At 64.9% G+C, this 19996-nt stretch carries 20 protein-coding genes; 1 reads left to right on the forward strand and 19 read right to left on the reverse strand.

Features of this window, described 5'->3' with window-relative positions; all coding sequences use genetic code 11:
* Window positions 1-22 precede the first annotated feature (22 nt).
* The 13 genes from JQ616_RS14655 to JQ616_RS14715 form a co-directional block, all read right to left on the reverse strand.
* Window positions 23-1003, reverse strand: coding sequence for a DUF1254 domain-containing protein (locus JQ616_RS14655; RefSeq protein WP_249136791.1), 981 nt, complete (start codon window positions 1001-1003; stop codon window positions 23-25).
* Between the two features lie 41 nt (window positions 1004-1044).
* Window positions 1045-1986, reverse strand: a complete 942-nt coding sequence (locus tag JQ616_RS14660; protein WP_212015388.1) for an HlyD family secretion protein — start codon at window positions 1984-1986, stop codon at window positions 1045-1047.
* Window positions 1986-2228, reverse strand: coding sequence for a DUF3302 domain-containing protein (locus JQ616_RS14665; protein WP_212015389.1), 243 nt, complete (start codon window positions 2226-2228; stop codon window positions 1986-1988). Before JQ616_RS14665 ends, JQ616_RS14660 begins: the two co-directional genes overlap by 1 nt.
* A 34-nt stretch (window positions 2229-2262) precedes the next feature.
* On the reverse strand, window positions 2263-3810 hold the full coding sequence (locus JQ616_RS14670) for a DUF1254 domain-containing protein (RefSeq protein ID WP_212015390.1): 1548 nt from the start codon (window positions 3808-3810) through the stop codon (window positions 2263-2265).
* The gene (locus tag JQ616_RS14675) at window positions 3807-4886 is read right to left on the reverse strand and encodes an HAD family hydrolase (protein ID WP_212015392.1); all 1080 of its coding nucleotides are present in this window, start codon (window positions 4884-4886) and stop codon (window positions 3807-3809) included. The genes JQ616_RS14670 and JQ616_RS14675 overlap by 4 nt, the downstream gene beginning before the upstream one ends.
* A complete protein-coding gene (locus JQ616_RS14680; protein ID WP_212015394.1) occupies window positions 4883-6277 on the reverse strand; it encodes a BatD family protein in 1395 nt (464 codons plus the stop codon). Before JQ616_RS14680 ends, JQ616_RS14675 begins: the two co-directional genes overlap by 4 nt.
* The gene (locus JQ616_RS14685; protein ID WP_212015395.1) at window positions 6274-7797 is read right to left on the reverse strand and encodes a VWA domain-containing protein; all 1524 of its coding nucleotides are present in this window, start codon (window positions 7795-7797) and stop codon (window positions 6274-6276) included. The genes JQ616_RS14680 and JQ616_RS14685 overlap by 4 nt, the downstream gene beginning before the upstream one ends.
* On the reverse strand, window positions 7790-8788 hold the full coding sequence (locus tag JQ616_RS14690) for a VWA domain-containing protein (RefSeq protein ID WP_212015397.1): 999 nt from the start codon (window positions 8786-8788) through the stop codon (window positions 7790-7792). Before JQ616_RS14690 ends, JQ616_RS14685 begins: the two co-directional genes overlap by 8 nt.
* Window positions 8781-9272, reverse strand: coding sequence for a DUF4381 domain-containing protein (locus tag JQ616_RS14695; protein WP_212015399.1), 492 nt, complete (start codon window positions 9270-9272; stop codon window positions 8781-8783). The genes JQ616_RS14690 and JQ616_RS14695 overlap by 8 nt, the downstream gene beginning before the upstream one ends.
* Complete coding sequence (locus JQ616_RS14700; RefSeq protein WP_212015402.1) at window positions 9265-10251, reverse strand: DUF58 domain-containing protein; 987 nt, start codon at window positions 10249-10251, stop codon at window positions 9265-9267. Before JQ616_RS14700 ends, JQ616_RS14695 begins: the two co-directional genes overlap by 8 nt.
* 8 nt (window positions 10252-10259) lie before the next feature.
* A complete protein-coding gene (locus tag JQ616_RS14705) occupies window positions 10260-11255 on the reverse strand; it encodes an AAA family ATPase (RefSeq protein ID WP_212015404.1) in 996 nt (331 codons plus the stop codon).
* Between the two features lie 137 nt (window positions 11256-11392).
* A complete protein-coding gene (locus tag JQ616_RS14710) occupies window positions 11393-13051 on the reverse strand; it encodes an arylsulfatase (RefSeq protein ID WP_212015406.1) in 1659 nt (552 codons plus the stop codon).
* Window positions 13052-13063: 12 nt separating this feature from the next.
* Window positions 13064-14077, reverse strand: coding sequence for a formylglycine-generating enzyme family protein (locus JQ616_RS14715; RefSeq protein ID WP_212015407.1), 1014 nt, complete (start codon window positions 14075-14077; stop codon window positions 13064-13066).
* Window positions 14078-14424: 347 nt separating this feature from the next.
* On the opposite strand from JQ616_RS14715, the gene JQ616_RS14720 reads away from it, so the two are divergent.
* The gene (locus JQ616_RS14720; protein ID WP_212015408.1) at window positions 14425-14685 is read left to right on the forward strand and encodes a hypothetical protein; all 261 of its coding nucleotides are present in this window, start codon (window positions 14425-14427) and stop codon (window positions 14683-14685) included.
* A gap of 106 nt (window positions 14686-14791) precedes the next feature.
* Here JQ616_RS14720 and JQ616_RS14725 read toward each other — a convergent pair whose 3' ends face one another.
* From JQ616_RS14725 to JQ616_RS14750, 6 genes are read right to left on the reverse strand one after another with little or no spacing between them, the layout of a single operon-like run.
* Entirely contained in the window at window positions 14792-15667 is an 876-nt protein-coding gene (locus JQ616_RS14725) for an amidohydrolase family protein (protein WP_212015409.1), read from the reverse strand.
* 10 nt (window positions 15668-15677) lie between these two features.
* Window positions 15678-16073: a RidA family protein gene (locus JQ616_RS14730; RefSeq protein ID WP_212015410.1), complete on the reverse strand. Its 396-nt coding sequence runs from the start codon at window positions 16071-16073 to the stop codon at window positions 15678-15680.
* A 28-nt stretch (window positions 16074-16101) separates the two neighbouring features.
* A complete protein-coding gene (hpaH, locus tag JQ616_RS14735; RefSeq protein ID WP_212015411.1) occupies window positions 16102-16905 on the reverse strand; it encodes a 2-oxo-hept-4-ene-1,7-dioate hydratase in 804 nt (267 codons plus the stop codon).
* Window positions 16906-16908: 3 nt separating this feature from the next.
* Window positions 16909-17769 carry a fumarylacetoacetate hydrolase family protein gene (locus tag JQ616_RS14740; protein ID WP_212015412.1) on the reverse strand — a complete coding sequence of 287 codons (861 nt, stop codon included), beginning with the start codon at window positions 17767-17769 and terminating at the stop codon, window positions 16909-16911.
* 22 nt (window positions 17770-17791) lie between these two features.
* On the reverse strand, window positions 17792-19135 hold the full coding sequence (locus JQ616_RS14745; RefSeq protein ID WP_212015414.1) for an MFS transporter: 1344 nt from the start codon (window positions 19133-19135) through the stop codon (window positions 17792-17794).
* Window positions 19136-19140: 5 nt separating this feature from the next.
* The gene (locus tag JQ616_RS14750; RefSeq protein ID WP_212015415.1) at window positions 19141-19758 is read right to left on the reverse strand and encodes a flavin reductase family protein; all 618 of its coding nucleotides are present in this window, start codon (window positions 19756-19758) and stop codon (window positions 19141-19143) included.
* Window positions 19759-19996 lie beyond the last annotated feature (238 nt).

Below are 19996 nucleotides of genomic sequence, written 5' to 3' on the forward strand. Positions count from 1 at the left end.
TCGTAGCGGATTCGCAGGCGCTTCAGTTCGCCGCCTGCGCCTCCGGGAATTTCCATTTGCCGCTCAGGATTTCAGCACGCGGCCGGTAGAGCCGGACCGTGTAGTTCCAACCCTTGGTGATCGGCAGGCAGTTGGGAATCTTGCCGTCGCAGCCGCCGAACTGAACCGCAATCGAGCCGTCGGGGCCCTTCTTGCCGGTGATGTTGTTCAGCGTGTAAGCGTCGTACGGGTTCTTCTCGAAATATCCCTTGGCGTTGTAGACGCTGATCGACCAGAACGCGTCGACGGGGACGTCGCGGACCGTCAGCTTGTAGACCGTCGTACCGTCATTCCCGGTCGGCGTGACGCTGAGATAGGTGGCGTCCTTGTCGGGATTGCCGCCCCAGCCGGCGGCGGTGCCGATCAGATGCCTGACGGGATCGACCTGCCCCTTCGGCCCGAAGGCATGCGCGAAGCCGCCGGTATAATCGTTCAGCGCAAGAAGCGCCTCGCGAATAGCCTTCTGGCTGGCGGGGTCCCAATTCGGGAGCTCGAGCTTACCGGTGCCCTTCTGGCCGACCTTGATGGCATCCTGCAACGCGTGCACTTGCTCAAGATCTTTCGGATCGTTCGGATCCACCAGCGTCCGAATTCCCACCACCACGTAGCGCGTGCCGACATTGTCGCGGGTCAGCGTGCGCTTGCCGGCACCGTAATAGACGGCAGGCACGTAATGATCCTCGCTGATCACCTGCATCGACATGAAACGGTTGCCCGGGTCGGGCATCGTGATCGTCACTGGTCCCGCGTCGAGGTCGAACACACCCGATGTATAGAGCGTGTCCCGGTTGAGCCGGATCACCGACTGGTTGTCGATGCTGGCCGGCTCGCGGCGATGGTTGAGCTTTCCGAGGCCGACGCCCTTGGCGAGGTTGCCGGCATAGAGATCGGATTCGGCCCGCGCAAAATTGTCGACCGTGACGGGCACTGGCGCTTGCGCGAGCGCCGGCGGGATCGTCAGCATCGAAATCCATAACACAGCCGTGCATCGCTTCATGGCATCCCTCAGAACGGGTTGACGTAGTTGACGATCGCGAGCTGGCGCAGGATCACGCGGCGCACGACGTGCGTGGGCTTGAGGTGGTCGGTGTAGATCGCGGCCGTTCCGGTCGAGCCGGCCGGCAGACGGCTGGCGAAGGCGGCATCGTCGAGCCTGACGCGCACGACGAACGGCACCGTCTCGATCGCCTTCGGCGCGACGGCGGTGCCCGAGGTCGTGGCCTGGCCGGACGCCACCGCCTGCAACACGCTTTCGACCTTGCCAGAATAAATCTGCCCGGGCGCGAACTTGAAGGTCGCCTCGACCTCCTGCCCCGGCGCGACGTAGCGCGCATCGATCTGGTTGATCTCGACGCCGATGATCGTATTCGAGGTGTCGATGAACGCCATCACCGGCGACAGCGGCAGGTTCGCCACCCGCGCACCCTTGCGCAGCGCGACGTTGGTGACGTAGCCGTCGGCCGGCGCGCGCACCGTCGTCTTGTCACTGTTCCATTGCGCGGCCTCGAGCTGGCCGCTGAGCTGGTCGACCTCAGATTGCCGCTGCTCGACGTCGAAGCCACGCCCGGCGTCGCGCTCGTAGAGCGTCGTCATCTGCGCCAGCCGCGTCTTCGACAGCTTAAGCTGCGCCGTGATCGCCTTGACCTGCGCGTCGTAAGGCGTGGGATCGATCTTGAAGAGAACGTCGCCGGCCTTCAGCGGCGCGTTGGCGGCAACAGGCACCTCGGTCACCTCCCCGGCGACATCGGGCACGATCGACACCGCGTTGCGGACAACCAGCGCGGAGCCCTGCGGCGCGCCCCACCCCATCGGCACCAGCAGGCCGAACAGCAACAGCACCAGCACGATGAAGGGCGACGCCTTCCAAAACAGGTTGAATCGCACGACCTTGAAATGCACCAGCAGGAACAGCAGCACCAGATAGGTGTTGAAGATCGCGACACCCATCACGCATCTCCCGCCCGGCGCCGCGCGGGCACGTCCACATAGGCCCAGACGAACGCGATCGGCCACAGCGCGAAGCCGCAGATCAGGGTGATCCAGCCGGCGACCATCACCGCCTGCGCATAGGGATGATTGCGGGATTTCGCGATGTGCCCGGGCAGCCAGCCCGCGATGCAGAACACGCCGATTGCGCTGGCGACCACGATGACGAGCACGATCCAGGCGAAGATGTCGTAGCCGCTCATCCGCCCCTCCCGCCGTTCGACCGCCGATGCTGCGTCATCGCACGGCCTCCACATCATCAGGCTTCCAACTGTGGTCGAACCAGGCCTGCAACGGCGCGTAGAGCCGCAGGATCACCTGCCAGCTCTTGCCCGGCCGGGTCTGTATCCAGTTGCTCTCATGGCCGGCCGGCGCTTTCGGCCCGAACCAGACCGTGTAGGACCCGTCTGCATTCGGCTTGACGCTTTTCTCCGTGCTGTCGAGCCCAGCGAGCTTCTGGTCGGTCTCCAGCATCGAACGTGTCTGGGCGTCGTAGACCGTGAACGACCAGAATTGCCCGGCCGGAATCGGCGCCGGCAGCGTGACCTTGTATGTCTTGCCGCCGTCGAGAAATTGCCCGCGGGCATCCCGGCTGGTGAATGCGTAGGCCGAACCGGAGCCCGGCTTTGCCGCAGCCATCGCCGGCGTGATGCCGGTCGCCGCGTAGTGGAACAGCGTGCGCGCATCCAGCATGCGCTCGCCATTGTCGAGGAACTGATAACTGCCGCCGACGAAGCCGTTGCCCCATTGACGGTCGCTGAAATACTTCACCCGCGGATCGCGCGGCGCGAACAGAATCGAACGGGCCGCCGCGTTGCCGACCGCAACACCGTCGACCAGGATCGCCTTCATGCGCGCATCCGGCGCGAATGGCTTGCCCTTCTTGATGCCGATGGCGGCGAACAGCCCGACGATCTCCGGATCGAACGCATCGCCTGGCTCGTGCTGGATGACCTCGTTGATCTCCTCGTAGAACGTGAAGTCGTTGGAGTGGATCGTGTTGAACTGCTTGCCGGACGAATTCACGAAACTGGTCACCGGCGGATTGGCTGCCGCCGACAATGGATAGACGCGGGCATGATCCTTGACGTGCTTGACCGTAGCCGGGATGTCGTTGTTCCGCACGAAGGCGCGGAAGAAGATCAGGTTGCTGTAGGTCGGAGTCTTCGTGACGAAATAGCCGTCGCTGGGCAGCGCACCTGTATAGCCCGGCGGTACGAACAGATATTTGCCGCCCTTGCCCTGGTCGGGACCGGTCAGGCCGACGTCGGTGACGAACCGGAAGAAGGCATCGTCCACCGGCCCCAGCACGCCGGATGGAATCTCGACGACGACCGGGCCGTCCTTCACATCGATGCACATGAAGCTGTAGACCGTGGTCGAATTCGGCGTCAGGAACAGCGAGCGGGCGTCCATGAGATCTTCGGTGAGGCCCATGCCTTGGTTCGGCTTGACGCCGATCCCGTTGAGGCCGGTGCACATCGCGTGAACCGACGCCGCCGGAATTCCGGCCAGGAACGCCTCGATCGCGCGCGAGAAGTCGAGCTGGTCGTAGGCCTTCCTGACCGTCGCGTCGTCAGGCAGGCCGTCGAAGAATTTCAGGGTCCCGATCCGCGTCTTCACCGTGTCGGGTGTCGTGATCGAGGGCGGGACCTTCGCGGAATATTTCGGCTTGGGATCCTGCCCATTGGCCAGCGACACATGCGCCAGCGACGCGAGCGCGAGACCAACGATCGCGCCAAGGATGCCACGTGGATTTCGCTCCGCCCTCTCACTTCCAATCATTTCCGGTCCTGCCTTGCTTTCTCGCCTGCTACGCTGGTCGACAGTTCGCTGCTCAATGACGGAAAGACCTCCTTCCAGTCCTGCTTCATGTCGACCACGGTCCAACCGCCGGCAGCGGCTGCATCGAGCGCCTTGTCGAGCTTGCCGATCTTCGACTGGCGGTCGTAGGCGTACTCGCGAACCTCATCGGTGTGATGCACGATGCCGGCGAAGCGCGCGCCCGGACCCGCGGCGGTCCATTGCAGCATCTGCAGATCGCCGTCCGAGTTGCCGAAGGCGAAGATCGGGCGACGGCCAATGAAGCGGTTGATTCCGACCGGCTTGCCCGGGCCGTCATCGATGAACTCGACCTTGGCCTCCTTCATCAGCACTGGCTTGCCGTCGGCGCCGACCTGGAATTTCACCACGCCTGACGAGCCGACCACCTGCTCCGGCGGAATGCCGTAGACCCGCTCCATCCACGGCCGCATGAACTCGACACCGCCGCCGGACACGACGAAGGTCTTGAAACCGTTGGCCCTGAGATAGGCGAGCAGCTCCAGCATCGGCTGGTAGACCAAGCTGTCGTAGGAGCGGTTGAACCGCGGATGCCTTGCGGTCGCGAACCAGTCACGCACGGAGGCTGCGAACGCATCGGTGGTCATGCCGGCATGCGTCGCCGCCATGATCTGAAGCAGGCCCTTCTCGCCGGTAGCGGCAAGCGCCTTGCTATCGCCTTCCAGCAGCGCCCTGAACGGTTGCCGCGTCTTCCAGTCCGGGTGCTCCGGCGCCATCGCCCTGACCCGATCGAGCGCAAAGGCGAGCTGGAAATAGTACGGCTGCTCGGTCCACAGCGTGCCGTCATTGTCGAAAGTGGCGATCCGCTCGGCCGGCGGCACGAAGTCCGCACCACTTTGCGTCGTGACGCGCGCGACGAAATCGACGATCGCCGTTTTCGCGGCGCCGTCGTTCCAGGATGGCAACGGGTTGGTCTGGCTCAACACCCGGGCCGGCCCGAGTGCGCTGAGCGGCAGCGCGAGCAACGCAATCAGAAGTGTTCGCTTCGAGACGGCAAGGATGCCTAGATCGCGGCTCATCGCGCAGGCCTCCTCTGCCGGTTGCGCGACACCACACGGTCATCCGCGGGATTGAGTTGCCCCGGGCCCCTCCGCCGCGCAGCGCGTGCCGCGTCGCGCCGGATGCGGCGCCGGGCGCCGCCGACACGGCGCAGCAACTGACCCGGTGACCAGCCCGCGGCGCCGGGGGACGGCGAGAACAGTGCGCGCTCGACCGCGCCGATCTCGTCATTGAGCGCAGCATCATGGGCGGCGGTCCTGAAGGCCTCGACTGTGTGCTGCGGCGCGACCGGTTCGAACCGCTGCAGCCAGTCGAGCAGCGCGAAGTAGACGGCCCTGGCGTCGCCCTTGCGCGCGGCGCGCCGCAGCGCCCTGAACGCGAAAGTCTCCGACCGCAGATAGGCCGCGCGATGCCGGCGATGACGGGCCACGATCGCCCGCACCATCAGCGGCATCAGCCAGCCGAGCCCGGCGAGCGCCAGCAGCGCGAGCGTGGCCGCCTGCCAATGATCGACGATGACATCGCGCAAGGCCCCCCACGAGCCGCCTACGCGGGACGTATCGGTCGACGATGCACCACGTGCTGCCGGATTTACCGCAACATGCAGCGTCACCGCATCGACATGCGCGATATCGATCCTTTGCGCATCGATGTTCCACCAGTGCAGGTCGACCGGCGGCAGCACATAATCGCCGGCCTTCTCGAGCATGTAGACCGCGCTGTCGACGCGCACTGACGACAAGACCTCGGGGCGCCCCTCGGTCTTGTCCTGAAGCGACGGCTGCGCGGGATAGAGTTTGAGCCCGTCGAGCGTGGCGAACTTCACCGGAGGCAGCAGCATCGCCGGAATGCCTTCGGCTTTGACGGTCACCGTACGCGTGACAGCGTCCCCGGTCTTGAGCTGATCCGACGAACGGCTGACGGTCTGCTCGATCGACAGATTGCGCGCCGCCAGGAATGGCTGCAGGGCCGATGCCGCGTCCGGAATGAACGCTTCGAATGCGATCCGCGGCAGCGCAAGCGTGGCCTCGCGTGTCGCCGGCGGCTCGGCTGCGTATTTGATGGTGATGGTTTGACCAGAGATCGCGTAGCTGCCCGGCTCCTGCGGATGGATGGCAAATTCGAACCGGACACCGGCATAGGTGAGGCCGTCGCGCTCCTCGCTCTCATTGGCGCTGCGCAACTGGCGGGTCACGGCATTGCGCACCTGGAAGCCCGGCAACTCAGGTGGCGCCGTCATGTAGTTCGGCGCCAGCACCTCGATCCGCAGCGTGGCCGCCTGCCCCACCACGACGCGCGGCGGATCGAGCGTCACCCGCACGATCGGCTCCGGCGCGCTTTGCTGGGCGAGCGTCGCGCAGGGTGCGACCAGGCTGAACATCAGGGTTGCGATCGCGAGCGGGCGCCTCATGGCTTTGCTCCCGCGGGCTGCGCTGCATCCTGGATGGCAAATTTCAGCTTGAGGAAATCGGCCGGGGTAGTCTGGACCTGACGCATCCAGGCTTCGGCAGCGCCGGGTGTGGTCAGATCCGCCGGCGTCACCAGGATCTTCTTGCCACCCTTCTGGGTCGGGTCGACGCGCATCTCGTCGGCCTTCTCGTCCGGCGGCGCGCTGTCGTCCTGCTCCTGCTTCTTTCGCTTCTCCTCCTGCGCCTTGAGCGCCGCCAACACGATGGCGCGATTGGTCGTTGCGGCGACGTGGCCGGGCGCGGCTTTCAGGACCTCATCATAGGCGGCGATCGCCTTCTCATAGGCGTGGTTCTGCGCCTGGGCGTTGCCCAGCGCGAAATGTCCTTCGAGCGTATCGACGCGCGCGAATTCTTCGGCGGCAGCAATGAAGTCGAAGGCACGATAGGCGGCGATACCCCGCCACATCGGATCGGAGAAGTGTTTGGCCGCGGTCGCGTAGTCGCCGCGGTCGAAAGCGATCCGGCCCTGCTGGTCCGGCGTCAGCCACAGATCGGCAAAGCGGCGTGGCTCTTCCGCTTTGGCGGACGACAGGTGCGACAGCACGACGAAGGCGACAACCCAGGCCACCGTCGTGCCGCGCCGGAACCAGAGCACGCTGAGCAATGCAATCGGCAGCAGCAGCCAAAAGCCCTCGTCGCGCCATTGCATGCCGAACTTGATGCTTTCGGCCGCCTGATAAGAGGTTTCGATCCGGCGTTCGAGCGCCGCAATATCGGCATCGTCGATACTGACCTGGACGACGTCCGGATGGAACCCGAGCGTCGCGCCCTTGTGCTCCGGCGTGACGCTCAGCTTGACCAGGCCGTTCCGGCCGGCGGCCTGACGAACCGCGCCAGCCGCGTCGGCGGGATCGTCCGAGACCAGCAGGATCGTCCCAGGCACCGTGTCGGTCGCGAGCGCCTCCGCGGCGAGCCTCGCGGCCGCGGCCGCATTCTTCCCGGCTGACGGCATCAGGCCGGGCACAAGTGCCGCGAGGAAGGGTTCTATGACCGCACGATCGTCGGTCAGCGGCATCACCAGATGCGCGGTGCCTGCGTAGGCGATCAGCCCGGTTCGCGCGCCGGCACGCGCAGCGAGCAGATCCCTGATCTTCTGCTTGGCGCGTTCGAGTCGCGTCGGCGCGATGTCGGTTTCCCCCATCGAATTGTCGAGCGACAACGCGATCATCAGCGGCGCCTTGTCCTCGACGAAGGGCGGCAGTTCGCGCCGCCAGGTCGGCCCCGATAGCGCGACGATGCCGAGCGACAGCCCGGCAGCGACCAGATAGAGCGGGCTGACGCCGCGTCCCGCGCCGGGTTGCACGATGAGATGATCGAGCAGATGCGGCGCGATCACCCCGCCCCATTGCGCCTGGGGGCTCTGCCGCCAGCGCACCCAGGCGAATACGGCAGCGACTGGAATCAGGGCGAGCAGCCAAAGCGGCCGCAGCAGATGGAACGGGATCGCGGCCGCGTCATGCATGACCGAGCGCTCCGCTCCGTCCGAGCCCGCTTTGCAGCGACAGACCGAGCCACAACAGCAGCGACAGCGTCACCGCGGCACCCAGCGGCCATTGGAATAGCGGCAGCTTCGGCCGCCATGACAACGTATCGAGCTTGGCCGGCGTGAGACGGTCGATGTCTGCGTAGACCGCCTGCAACTGCGCAGCGTCCTCGGCGCGGAAGAAATGACCGCCCGTCGTCTCGGCAACCGACCGCAGCGCGCCGAGATCGACACGGTTCTCGCCGGTCGCTGCGGGATCGCCGACGCCGATCGTGTCGATCACGACGCCGTCCTGACGGGCGATGTCGGCGGCATGCTCCGGAGGGACGCGGCTCGCGGTATCATTGCCGTCGGTGAGCAGGACCAGAAGCCTCTCGCGCGCCGTGCTGGCCTGGAAGGTCTTGATCGCAAGCCCGATGGTGTCGCCGATCGCGGTCTGCTGGCCGGCCATGCCGACCTCGGTCTGCGCCAACAATGTGGTTGCGGTCTGCAGATCCTGCGTGAACGGCACCTGGACATAGGCCTTGGTGCCGAACAGCACCAGCGCGACGCGGTCGCCGCGCCGCCGCGCGATGAAATCCGTGATCACGCGCTTGACGCCGTCGAGCCGCGTCAGCATGGCGCCATCGCCAGCGCGGAAATCGCGCTGGTCCATCGATCCGGAGATGTCCACCGCGAGCATCAGATCCCGCGCGGATACTTCACGCGTGACGGGATCGCCGACCCATTGCGGCCGCGCCAGCGCCGCGACGACCAGCACCCAGATCACGGCAGCCGTCACCATCTGGATGCGCCGCCGCTGCAGCACGACCGCGCCGCGTTGCGGCGTCTGGCCGGTTGCGGCCGCGAGGCGGTCGAAGAACGGAACCATCACCGAGGCCTGCCGTGCGCGATACGGCGGCAGCAGCCACCACACCAGGATCGGCAGCGGCAGGATCGCGAGCATCCAGGGCCATGCGAGCTCAAACATGGTGCCCCCTGATCCAGCGTCGCACCAGATCCTGCAGCGACCTGAGCTCGCCGGCATCGGCCGTCGTTCGCCCGTAAGGTGCGGTTGTGAGCAGCCGGCCCGCGCCTTGCGAGAATTCATCGCCGCCATAGCTGCGATCGAGGAACGCAAGCCAGTGCGCGCCGGCAAGTGGCGCGATGGTTTCGCGCGGAAAGGCGTCGAGCGCCGTGCGTCGCACCAGCAGCGCAAGGCCCGCCGCCATTCCGCCGGGAATGGCGGCAGAGGTCTGCTGCAGCCGGTCAAGCTCGGCGAGTGCCACACGCCGGTAGCGGTTGGCGCGGACATGCCGCAGCAGATGCCATGCCGCGACAACGATGCCGGCCGCAAGCAGCACAATCACGATCCGCGCCGCCCAGGTCGCGGGAAGCAGGCTCACCGGTTGCGGCAGCGGGATATCGATGAGGCCCGCCACGGGATCCGCGATGAGGGGGCGGGTTTCAGCCAAGGGCCACCTCCGCCTTGGCATGACCACCACCGCGTCCGTGCCGGGCCGGCAGCCCGCCCAGCAGACGCCGGAGTTGCGGCGCCGTTTCCTCTGATGTGCTCAACGGCAGCACCGGGACGCCAAGCTCCCGCGTCCACGCGAAGACGCCCTGCAGCCGCTCCTGAGATGCCTGCGCGATACTCCGGCGGACGCTGTCGCGGCCGACTTCGAGCTGAATCTGCAGCTCGCCATCGGTGACGGTCATCCGGCTCGAGGCCGGCAAGTCGCTCTGCAGGGGATCGTGGACCAGCACGGCGACCACGTCATTGTGACGGTTCATCACCCCGATCATCCGGCGCGTCGCGTCATCGGCGCCGTCGAAGTCGCTGATGACGATTACGGTCGCGTCATGCATCGCCCGCCGCACGGCGCATTCGAGCGCCTGGTTGAGCTTCTCCGGCGCAGTGACGATGCCGCGCCCGACGCCGAGCGCCTGGTTCTGTACGACGATGCTGGACAAGATCTGCAGCACCGTCGCGCGACTGCGCCGCGCCGCCAGCTCGACGACATCGCCGTCATTGAACACGATCGCGCCGATCCGGTCGCCGACGCCGAGCACACGCCAGGCGCCGATCGCGGCGGCCTCGGCCGCGGTCACCGACTTCATGGCGCGCCGGCTGCCGAAGAACATCGACAGCCGCTGATCGACCACCAGCAGGGCCTGGCGGTCGCGCTCCTCGTTGAAGACCCGCACATGCGGCTTCTGCAGCCGCGCGGTCACCTTCCAGTCGATCTCCCTGACGTCGTCGCCGGGGCGATAGTCCCTGATCTCCTCGAAGTTCAGCCCGCGACCGCGCATGCGCGAGGCGAACCGGCCCGACAACAGGCTGTGCACCGGCTGACGCGGCAGAAATGAAACCTTGCGGCTGCGATATTCAAGCGCGATCAGATCGTCGAGCCCGACATAGACACCGGACATTTTGGCTGATGTCTCGGTCATAGCAACCCTCACGCAGCCGCGACAAGTTCGATGATCTTGTCGATCACCTGATCAGGGCCAATGCCCTGCGATACCGCCTCGTAACTCAGGATCAGCCGGTGCCGCAGGCAGTCGTGCACGACTGATCGCACGTGGTCGGGCGTGACGAAATCCTGCCCATCGAGCCACGCCCGCGCCCGCGCGCAGCGGTCAATGGCAAGGCTGCCGCGCGGGCTGGCGCCGATCTGGATCCACTTACCCAGGGGTTCGCCGTAGCGGCCGGGAAACCGCGTCGCATAGATCAGGTCGACGATGTATTTCTCCGCAAGGTCGGAGACGAAGATGCCGTCGATCTCGCCGCGCGCGTTGAGAATGGCCTGCTGCGGCACCGGCGGCGGCTCGATGGTGCCGGCTTCCGGCCTCTGCGCATTCTCAGCACGATTGAGCTTGATGATCTCCGCTTCCGTCGCCTCATCGGGATAGGTGATCACGACATGCATCAGGAAGCGGTCGAGCTGCGCTTCGGGCAGCGGGTAGGTGCCCTCCTGCTCGATCGGGTTCTCGGTCGCGAGCACCATGAACAGATCCGGCATCTTGTAAGTCTTGCCGGCGACGGTGACCTGACGCTCCTCCATCGCCTCCAGCAGCGCCGACTGCACCTTGGCCGGCGCACGATTGATCTCGTCGGCCAGCACGAGGTTGGCGAAGATCGGCCCCTTCTGAAACTGAAACTGGCCGCCCTTCTCGGTTTGCAGATAGATTTCCGCGCCGGTCACGTCCGACGGCAACAGGTCCGGCGTGAACTGTACGCGCGACAGGTCCGCTGCAAGGTTCTTCGCCAGCGTCTTCACTGCGCGCGTCTTGGCAAGCCCCGGCAGGCTTTCGATCAGGAGATTGCCGTTGGCCAGCAACCCGATCAGCATGCTCTCGACCAGGTGCTCCTGACCAAGCACAGATTTGCCAATGCGCGCCTTGAGATCGAGCACGGCATTCCGGGCCGACGAAGCTGTTGTGTTCTCGTTCATCGGCGAAGACCGCAACGCAATGGAACCGGAGCTGACCATCAAATCCCGCTTATGTTTGCTCGGGAGGCGTCGTTTGTGCCGATGCCTCCCGGCCTTGTCGTGTCACACCGCGCGCAACAGCGGGGCGGCGGGCCGTGTTACTTGGCGCCGGCCTTGGCAGCGTTCGCCTTGATCTTCGCTTCGACCTCGCGCGATATCTGGTCGATCGAGAAGCTCGCCTGCTCCTGGCTCGGCGGATACTCGATGAAGGTCTGCAGAAAGACCGCGGCGTGAGTCGTCAGCTGCGCCACCTTGAAGTCGTTCCTGGCGAGCCAATCGAAGTACTGATCCGAGACGATGTCGGCCTGCTCGTAGGGATCCATGCGCAGGTGATAGAGCTTGGGGACCCGCAGCGGAGTGAATGGCTCCTGCCAGACGGCGAAGCCACCTGGATGCTTCATCTCGACAAAGACGGCCTTCCAGTCGTCGAGACGATAGGCGACGAGCACACCATCGTCGTTGAAATAGGCGAACCAGTTTCGTGCGCTCTTCGGCTGCTGCCCTGTCACATAGGGGAGCTGATTGTAGCCATCGAGGTGGACCTTGAAGGTCTTACCACCGATCGGCGTGCCCTTCAGCAACCGCTCCTTGATGTCGGTGTCGCCGGCCGCTGCAAGAAGCGTCGGAAACCAGTCCAGACCGGAGAACATGTCGTTGGAAACCGAGCCTGGCTTGATCTTGCCCGGCCAACGGATCAAGGCCGGAACACGAAACGCGCCTTCGAAGTTCGAGTCCTTCTCGTTCCGGAATGGCGACGTGGCCGCGTCCGGCCAGGTCCAGCGATTGGGGCCGTTGTCGGTCGAGTAGATCACGATGGTATTCTCGGTGATGCCGAGGTCATCCAGCGCCTTGAGGATCTTGCCGACGTCGCCGTCGTGCTCGATCATGCCATCGGCGTAGAAGTTGCCGGGCATGCCGCTTTGGCCGGTCATCGACGGGCGCACATGCGTGAACAAATGCATCCGCGTGAAGTTCATCCAGCAGAAGAACGGCTTGTTCGCCTTGGCCTGGCGTTGAATGAAATCGACGCAGGCATCCGATGTCTCATCGTCGATCGTTTCCATCCGCTTTCGCGTCAGCGGTCCGGTATCCTCGATCTTGCCGTCGGCGCTGCATTTCAGCACGCCGCGCGGATGCTGATTGAACAGCGGATCTTCCTTCGGGAAGGTCGGCATCTCCGGCTCTTCCTCGGCGTTGAGGTGATAGAGGTTGCCGAAGAACTCGTCGAAGCCGTGCTTGGTCGGCAGATATTCATCCCGGTCGCCGAGATGGTTCTTGCCGAATTGCCCCGTGGCATAACCGAGCGGCTTCAGCGCCTGCGCGATGGTCACGTCGCGGTCCTGCAAGCCGACAGTCGCACCGGGAACGCCGACCTTGGAAAGGCCGGTCCGCTTGCAGGCCTGGCCGGTGATGAAGGTGGATCGCCCGGCCGTGCAGCTGTTCTCCCCGTAATAATCGGTGAACATCATGCCGTCCTTGGCGATACGATCGATGTTCGGTGTCCTGTAGCCGACGACGCCGAACGAATAGCAGCTCAGATTGGTCTGGCCGATGTCGTCGCCGAAGATCACGAGGATGTTCGGCTTCTTGTCGGACGATGTCGTGGGCGATGTCGCCGCAGGCGCCGCCTTTTGCGCCTGCGCCAAAGCTTCAGAGGTCAACGCCGCCGCTGCGACGATCGACGTGGTTCCGAGCAGCACATTCCTGCGGTTGATCACCTGCTCCGTTTCGACGGTCTTGTTGTTGTCGCTACTCATTCAACACTCCCTCTACTTTTCAGACGGCGTTTGCGGTGGTTGAGAAGGGATGGGCGACCGCACCACGCAGCGAAAGCCGACATGGCTGGTCGAGGTATCGACCGGCTCGGCGTGGCGGGCGGCGGGGCGGTAGCGGCGGCAATAGTTCGGCGCACAGAGATGCGAGCCGCCCTTGAGGACCTTGCGCGGAATCCTGATCGCGGGCTGGGCGGGGTCGTAGCTCGCGCTCTCGCCGCCGCCGCGCGGGTTCTGCGGGATACAGCAGGGTTTTGCGGCATCGGCCTCATGCCGGGCGGACCACCAGTCGGCGGTCCACTCCCAGACATTGCCGATCATGTCATGGACGCCATAACCGTTCGGCGGGAACGCGGTCACCGGCGAGGTTCGGTCAAAACCGTCCTCGCAGAGATTCTGCAGCGGGAAGTTGCCCTGCCAGGTGTTGGCCATGTGCTTGCCGCCCGGCGTCAGGGCATTGCCCCACGCAAACTCCTCATCTTCGAGACCGCCGCGCGCGGCGAATTCCCACTCGGCCTCCGTCGGCAATTCCTTGCCGGCCCATTCGGCGTAGGCGAGCGCATCGGCATAGGCGACGTGAACGACCGGATGGCTGCCGAGCACATTGATGTTGCTGCGCGGGCCGTAGGGCCGACGCCAGTTCGCGCCGCGCATGAAGGTCCACCATTGGCTCCAGTCGCGCAGCGTCGTGACCCGGCGCGGCGGACAAAACACCAGGGAGCCGGCGTACAGCATATGCGGCAGCGCGCCCGGGTATTGCGCCGGATCGGGCGGCCGCTCGGCGACCGTGATGTGGCCGGTGTCGCGCACGAATTCGCGGAATTGGGCGTTGGTGACCGGCGTGCGGTCGATCCAGAAGCCATCGACCGATGCCCGGTGCGATGGCGCTTCCTCGGGATAATGATGATCCGAGCCCATGCGGAACGTGCCGCCGGGAATCCAGACCATGTCATCGGTCTGGCTGCCGTCGTGCGGCTCTGGGTCAGCGGAGGTGGTCTCTGCGCGGAACATGCCCATGCACCTGTCCGCGCGTTATCGTGGGAGTTGGTGGCCGAACGTCGTGCTCGATTGCATCATCGCGCCCTTCCATTTTTCGATGCTGCTCGTTTCGGCAGCGTTTGATCACGTCAGGCCTTCTTCCCTTTCTCCTCCGTTCCTTTCCGCGCGCACGTCCACACGCGCAGCCGCTCCCGCGGCGCGTGATCCGTCCCATCGAACGTCGCGAGCTATTTCGCTTTGAGATCAAAGAATAGCGCAACACGCCCGGCGTGTAATGTGCAATTTGTGCCAACTTCAACCCCGGGGCGAGCAGTCTTAACGAAGCATGTCGCAATTCAGGTCAATCCGATGCCGTCACCATGATCGTATTCGCGGAAAAACAACGGAAATTGCGCTCGTTTGCAGATCCGCTCCGCGAGCCAGCCTCGCCGATCAAAATCAATCGAGGCACGATGTCGCAGGGCACGGCCGATCGATGGCGCGAATTGAACGCGCTGCACAAACCGGAATGCATCGAGCGTTGGATGCAGCGAAGGACGAGTTGGCGTCGCTCGCCCCCCGAGCAAGCCAATGCGATCATCGAGCGCAGCGACCTCGCGCTCGCTCGCGGCTTCGACTGATCGTTGTTTCAGCGCGGCATAGCCGCCGCATTCACCGGGATCAGGCGCTGCGCGATCGGGGAACTCCCCGTGCGAGACGCACGGGGAGGACGTGTTGGATCTGGTCTCAGGCGGGAAAACCGAACAGCTTCGCCGGGTTGTGGACCAGGATCTTCTCCAGGGTCGCCTGGTCAGGCGCGTAGCGATACATCAGCTCGATCAGATCGGCGTCGTTGGGCGGCTGCTTGACCGACACCGGATGCGGCCAGTCGCTCGCCCACACGCAGCGATCCGGCGCCGCCTCGATATAGGCGCGGGCGATCGGGATCACGTCGTCATAGGGCGGACCGGCCTTCGAGGTCTTCTCGCCGAGCGACAGCATCACCCAGAAATTGCCCTTCGACAGTAGCTCGAGCATCTTGCGCAGATTGGGATCGTCCTTGCCGCCGGCGGGATCAGGACGCGCCATGTGGTCGATCAGCACCGGCACGTCGAGCGACTGGTACTTCTCGACGCTCGACACGATGCCATCCTTCTCGGGCTGGATTTTCGCATACCAGCCGAGCTCGCGGATGCGCCCGATCGCCCGCGCGAAATCCTTGTCGGACAGCACGGCCCCGAGCTCCTGGCGGAAGCTGAAGCGCGCGCCACGCACGCCCGCCTCATGCAACTTTGCAAGGTAGGCATCGTCGGCCTCGGCGAACACCAGCGCATTGGCGCAGCCGCGATAGTTCGGGCCCATCGCCGCCAGGGCGTCGAGCACGACAGCGTGGTCCGCGCCGTAGGTCGTGGTCTGCACGATCACGCCGCGCTCGATGCCGAGCGCCTTGTGCACGCGGAGCGCGGCTTCCCAGGTCGCGGTCGGCATCTGATAGGCAGCACCGGGCCGGATCGGATATTTGTCCAACGGACCCAGCACGTGAAACTGGCTGTCCACGGTCTTCGGCGGCGGCGCCTTCGCGGGCTTGCGAGGATTGGGATCGAATGGAAGATAGGTCGGCATGATGCTCTTTCTAGTCGATGACGGCGGTGAAATCGCACTGCACCAGCGCGCCGCCCTCCATGTTGTCCATCGGCAGCGCGTGGCGCGCCGGGCGTGAGTGCTCGTCAGGAAACATCTTCAGCCATTCCGTATTCACCGGAGCACGTTGCGAGCGATCCTTCAGCCACACCGTCATCTTGATGATGTCGCCTGTGGCGCCGCCGGCGGCCTCCACCGTCGCCTTCATGTGCGCGAACATGTTGGCGCATTGTGCATCCAGGCTCTCGGGCATGGCGCCGGTTGCAGGATCGCGACCGAGGATAACGCCCGACATCACGAGATTGCCGATGCGGCTGGCATTCGGAATCGGATTGGCGTGCTTGAAGGCGCCGATATGGATGCTTCGGCGTCGGAGGTGATCTGTCATGAATGGGTCCTTTCTGGCTTGCTGCTGATCAGACGAACCGGCATGACACCGAGCCGAACGCGCCGTAGTCGGCATGAATCGTGTCGCCGCGGCGGATATCGACCGGGCGGGTGAACGATCCCGCGAGCACGACCTCGCCGGCGGCGAGATGCTCGTCATGTGGCGCCAGGCGATTGGCAAGCCAGGCGATGCCGTTCGCCGGATGATTGAGCACGCCGGCGGCAAGCCCAGTCTCCTCGACCTCGCCATTGCGGAACAGCAGCGCGCCGATCCAGCGCAGATCGGCCTCCAACGGACGGAACGGCCGGCCGCCGAGCACCAGCGCCGCGTTGGCGGCGTTGTCCGAGATCGTGTCCATCACCTTGCGCCCCTTCCCGGTCTCGGGATCGACGCGGTGCATCCGGGTCTCCAGGATCTCGAGCGCCGGCGTCACATAATCGGTGGCGTTCAGCACGTCGAAGATGGTGCAGTCCGTCCCGCGCAGCGGCGCCTTCAGCACGAAGGCGAGCTCGACCTCGATCCGTGGTGCATGGAAGCGATCGAACGGGATCGGACCGGCATCGGGATAGAACATGTCGGCGAACAGCACGCCGTAATCGGGCTCGGCGATGCCGACCGCGTTCTGCATCGCTTTCGAGGTCAGGCCGATCTTGTGCCCCTTGATGATGCGGCCGCGATCGAGTTGCAAGCGCGTCCAGGCTCGCTGGATTGCGTAGGCATCCTCGATGCTGAGATCGGGATGCTCGTGTGAAAATATCCCGACCAGTGACTTGGTTCGCTCGGCCTCGTCGAGCCTGGCCGCGAGGCGTTGGACCGTTGACGCATCGAGCATGAACTATCGCTCCGCGACCACGGTGTTGCGCAGCACGCCGATACCGGCGGATTCGACCTCGACCACATCGCCGGGCTTGAGCCAACGCGGCGGATCGAACCGCGCTCCCGCCCCGGTCGGCGTGCCCGTCACGATCATGTCGCCGGGCTTCAGGGTCGCGAAGGTTGAGAGATAGGCGATCAGCATATCGAACGGGAACATCAGCCGTTCCGTCGTATCCTGCTGCCGCACCTCGCCATTGACGCGGGTGACGATGTCATGCGGGCCGCGCGGATCGAGCTCGTCTGATGTGACGATCCATGGACCGAGGCTGCCGGAGCGATCGAAATTCTTGCCCTGGGTGACGTTGAACTTGCCGTGACGCAGCCAGTCCCGCACCGTGCCCTCGTTGCATAGCGTGATGCCGAAAATATGCGACCAGGCCTGTTCGCGCCGAATGTGCCGACCGCCCTTCCCGATCACGATGACGAGCTCGCCCTCATAGTCGAGCTGCTCCGAGACTTTCGGCTTCTCGATCGGCTGGCCGGAGCCTGTCATCGATGACATGCTGCGGACGAACAGGCTCGGATATTTAGGCAGATCCGAGCTATCCTTGTATTCGGCGTTGCGCTCGGCGTAGTTGACGCCGATGCACCACAGCTTTTCGGGCGCCAGCACCGGCGGCAGCAGGGTCACGCCGTCGAGGGCGTAGTCCGGCTGTTGTGCCGCGATCGCGCTTCGCGCCGCAGCCAGCGCGTCGGCCGCGATCAGCGCCTTCAGATCGGCGAAGTCGCGGCCGATCCGTTTCGTCAGATCCACCACGCCGCCCTCGACGGCCGCGCCATAGCGCGGCTCGCCATGTGCCAGATAGCTCAACAATCGCATTGTCGTCCTTTCCAAGACATCGTCAGGCTGCGCGTCCGGCTGCCGCAAGCTCGCGGCCGCGCGTCTCGGGCAGCAGCAGGGTCATCGTGAGGAACAGGGCGATCGCGGGCGCCACGATCAACATGCCCGTCGCCAACTCACCGCCGAACGCTGTGGCCGCCAATGGCACCACCACCGGTGCGAAGCTGCCGATGCCGCGGCCGGCCATGTAGATCACCGAGACTGCGGTCGAGCGCACCTCGATCGGGTAGATCTCGGACAGCCAGGTCCCGACCACGCCGAGCGCGGAATTGCCGATCACGAAGGCGATGTAGACCCAGAACATCGGGAAGCCGAACAGGTTGCCGGCGTACTTCACATGCGCGAACGCATAGAGCCCGCAGGCCGTCGCGACCCAGGACAGCCCCGGCAGCAGCGCCCCGAACCGGCGGCCGAAGGCGTCGTTGAGCAGGCCCATGCAGATGTAGGAGCAGCCACCCACGACTGATGCGATGACCGAGATGTTGCGCACCACTTCAGGCGGCGTGCCGAGCGACTTCTGCATCAGCGTCGGCGTAAACACGACGATGCCGTAGTAGCAGAACATGTAGGCCATCATCCACACCAGGCACATGATCGAGATCGGCAGCAGCCGGCCCTGGAACATCAGCAGCAGCGTGTTGGTGCTCTTGTTGGCGCTCTTCGCGGTCTCCACCAGGCCGCTCTTGCGCGCGCGATCGAACTGCAGCCACGCTTTCGATTCCGGCATGAAGAAGCGGATGAAGATCATCAGGATGATCGGCGTGCCGCCGGTGAGCAGGGCGATGCGCCAGCCCCATTCGGTGCTGAACGAGGTCGTGGCCCAGACGCCGACGATCGACGCGCCGGCGCTGGCGATCACCGCACTGCCCTGGATGAAGGCGCTGCCGAGGCCGCGGCGATCCTTGTTCCAGGCTTCGTTGAACAACACCATGCCGGCGCCCCACTCGCCGCCGAGGCCGACGCCGGTGACGAAGCGGAGGATCGCGAGGCTGGTATAGTCCCAGGCGAAGGCCGACGCGATCGATCCGGCGGCGAACACGCCGAGCGTGAGTTGCAGCGCCTGCTTGCGGCCGATGCGGTCACCGAGCCAGCCGAACAGCGCGCCGCCGATCACCGAGCCGATCAGCGTCAGGCTGGTGACGCTTGCGACCTGGGTGAGCGATATCTTGAGCGAGCCCTGGATCGAGCCCATCAGGAACGGCATGATCAGCACGTCGTAGAGATCGAGCGCAAAGCCGAGCATGCATGAAAAGATGATCGCGGCGCGTTCGCCGGTCGAATAGCCGTTGAGATTGGAGGTCGGGGATTGGTCGGTCATTGAGATGTCGGTTGTCGTCGCGGTCATGCGGGTCACTCCGGCGACTTCGGGGTCTGGAATACGGCGCGTAACGTGACGATCTCGCCCAGCCGCGCATAGCGCGGGCCGCCGATGCGGGCGATCGGATCGAGCGCTTCGGTCTCGACCTTGCCGTTGCTGACGAGGCCATCGCGGATATGGAACATCACGACTTCGCCGACGATGAGCCGGCTGCGTGTCTCGCCGAATTCGAGGCATTGCCGGAAGCGGCATTCCATCGCGACCGGTGCCGCGGTCAGGCGTGGGACCTTGATATGCTCGCTTGGCGCCGTCTCCAGCCCGAGCTGCTCCACCTCGCTGATCTCCGGCGGATGCTCGACCGAGCTCTCATGCACGGCGTTCATCAGCGGGGCATCGGCGATGTGGATCACATATTCTTCGGTATCGAGAATGTTGTGCGCCGTATCCTTGTAGTCGGCCCCCTTGCGGCCGACGCTGATGGCAAGCATCGGCGGCTTCTGCGACACGAAGGTAAAGGCGCTGAACGGCGCCAGGTTGAGCACGCCGCTGCGCGACAGGCTCGTCACCCAGGCGATCGGACGCGGCACCACGATGCCGGTCATCAGACGGTAGATCCGCTCGGCGCCGAGATCGGATGGATCGATCTGCATCGTCCGCTCAATCCAGCTGCTTGGACCGAGGATCACGGGACGGCCATTGCGGACCGGCTATTGCCGCCGCAACGGCAGCTACGGCTATCCAGAGCGATTTCATTTATCCTCCCGCAGTGACGGATCGCTTCCGCCCTCTTGTTCTTGAGAACCCGTCGAGTGGCGCCAAGGTTTGCCCCGACCAGACCGCAATCTGTCGATTCCGGGCTTTACCTGTCGACCGATTCATGCGGTTCTT

This window comes from Bradyrhizobium tropiciagri (assembly GCF_018130545.1).
GTDB lineage: Bacteria > Pseudomonadota > Alphaproteobacteria > Rhizobiales > Xanthobacteraceae > Bradyrhizobium > Bradyrhizobium tropiciagri_A.

Coding starts and splice junctions, on each gene's coding strand:
- JQ616_RS14750 (WP_212015415.1), bottom strand. CDS start 19,758: ATGCAGATCGATCCATCCGATCTCGGCGCCGAGCGGATCTACCGTCTG.
- JQ616_RS14655 (WP_249136791.1), bottom strand. CDS start 1,003: ATGCTGACGATCCCGCCGGCGCTCGCGCAAGCGCCAGTGCCCGTCACG.
- JQ616_RS14700 (WP_212015402.1), bottom strand. CDS start 10,251: ATGACCGAGACATCAGCCAAAATGTCCGGTGTCTATGTCGGGCTCGAC.
- JQ616_RS14705 (WP_212015404.1), bottom strand. CDS start 11,255: ATGAACGAGAACACAACAGCTTCGTCGGCCCGGAATGCCGTGCTCGAT.
- JQ616_RS14745 (WP_212015414.1), bottom strand. CDS start 19,135: ATGACCGCGACGACAACCGACATCTCAATGACCGACCAATCCCCGACC.
- hpaH (WP_212015411.1), bottom strand. CDS start 16,905: ATGCTCGATGCGTCAACGGTCCAACGCCTCGCGGCCAGGCTCGACGAG.
- JQ616_RS14675 (WP_212015392.1), bottom strand. CDS start 4,886: ATGAGCCGCGATCTAGGCATCCTTGCCGTCTCGAAGCGAACACTTCTG.
- JQ616_RS14670 (WP_212015390.1), bottom strand. CDS start 3,810: ATGATTGGAAGTGAGAGGGCGGAGCGAAATCCACGTGGCATCCTTGGC.
- JQ616_RS14690 (WP_212015397.1), bottom strand. CDS start 8,788: ATGTTTGAGCTCGCATGGCCCTGGATGCTCGCGATCCTGCCGCTGCCG.
- JQ616_RS14740 (WP_212015412.1), bottom strand. CDS start 17,769: ATGCGATTGTTGAGCTATCTGGCACATGGCGAGCCGCGCTATGGCGCG.
- JQ616_RS14725 (WP_212015409.1), bottom strand. CDS start 15,667: ATGCCGACCTATCTTCCATTCGATCCCAATCCTCGCAAGCCCGCGAAG.
- JQ616_RS14730 (WP_212015410.1), bottom strand. CDS start 16,073: ATGACAGATCACCTCCGACGCCGAAGCATCCATATCGGCGCCTTCAAG.
- JQ616_RS14720 (WP_212015408.1), top strand. CDS start 14,425: ATGATCGTATTCGCGGAAAAACAACGGAAATTGCGCTCGTTTGCAGAT.
- JQ616_RS14680 (WP_212015394.1), bottom strand. CDS start 6,277: ATGAGGCGCCCGCTCGCGATCGCAACCCTGATGTTCAGCCTGGTCGCA.
- JQ616_RS14685 (WP_212015395.1), bottom strand. CDS start 7,797: ATGCATGACGCGGCCGCGATCCCGTTCCATCTGCTGCGGCCGCTTTGG.
- JQ616_RS14715 (WP_212015407.1), bottom strand. CDS start 14,077: ATGTTCCGCGCAGAGACCACCTCCGCTGACCCAGAGCCGCACGACGGC.
- JQ616_RS14710 (WP_212015406.1), bottom strand. CDS start 13,051: ATGAGTAGCGACAACAACAAGACCGTCGAAACGGAGCAGGTGATCAAC.
- JQ616_RS14665 (WP_212015389.1), bottom strand. CDS start 2,228: ATGAGCGGCTACGACATCTTCGCCTGGATCGTGCTCGTCATCGTGGTC.
- JQ616_RS14660 (WP_212015388.1), bottom strand. CDS start 1,986: ATGGGTGTCGCGATCTTCAACACCTATCTGGTGCTGCTGTTCCTGCTG.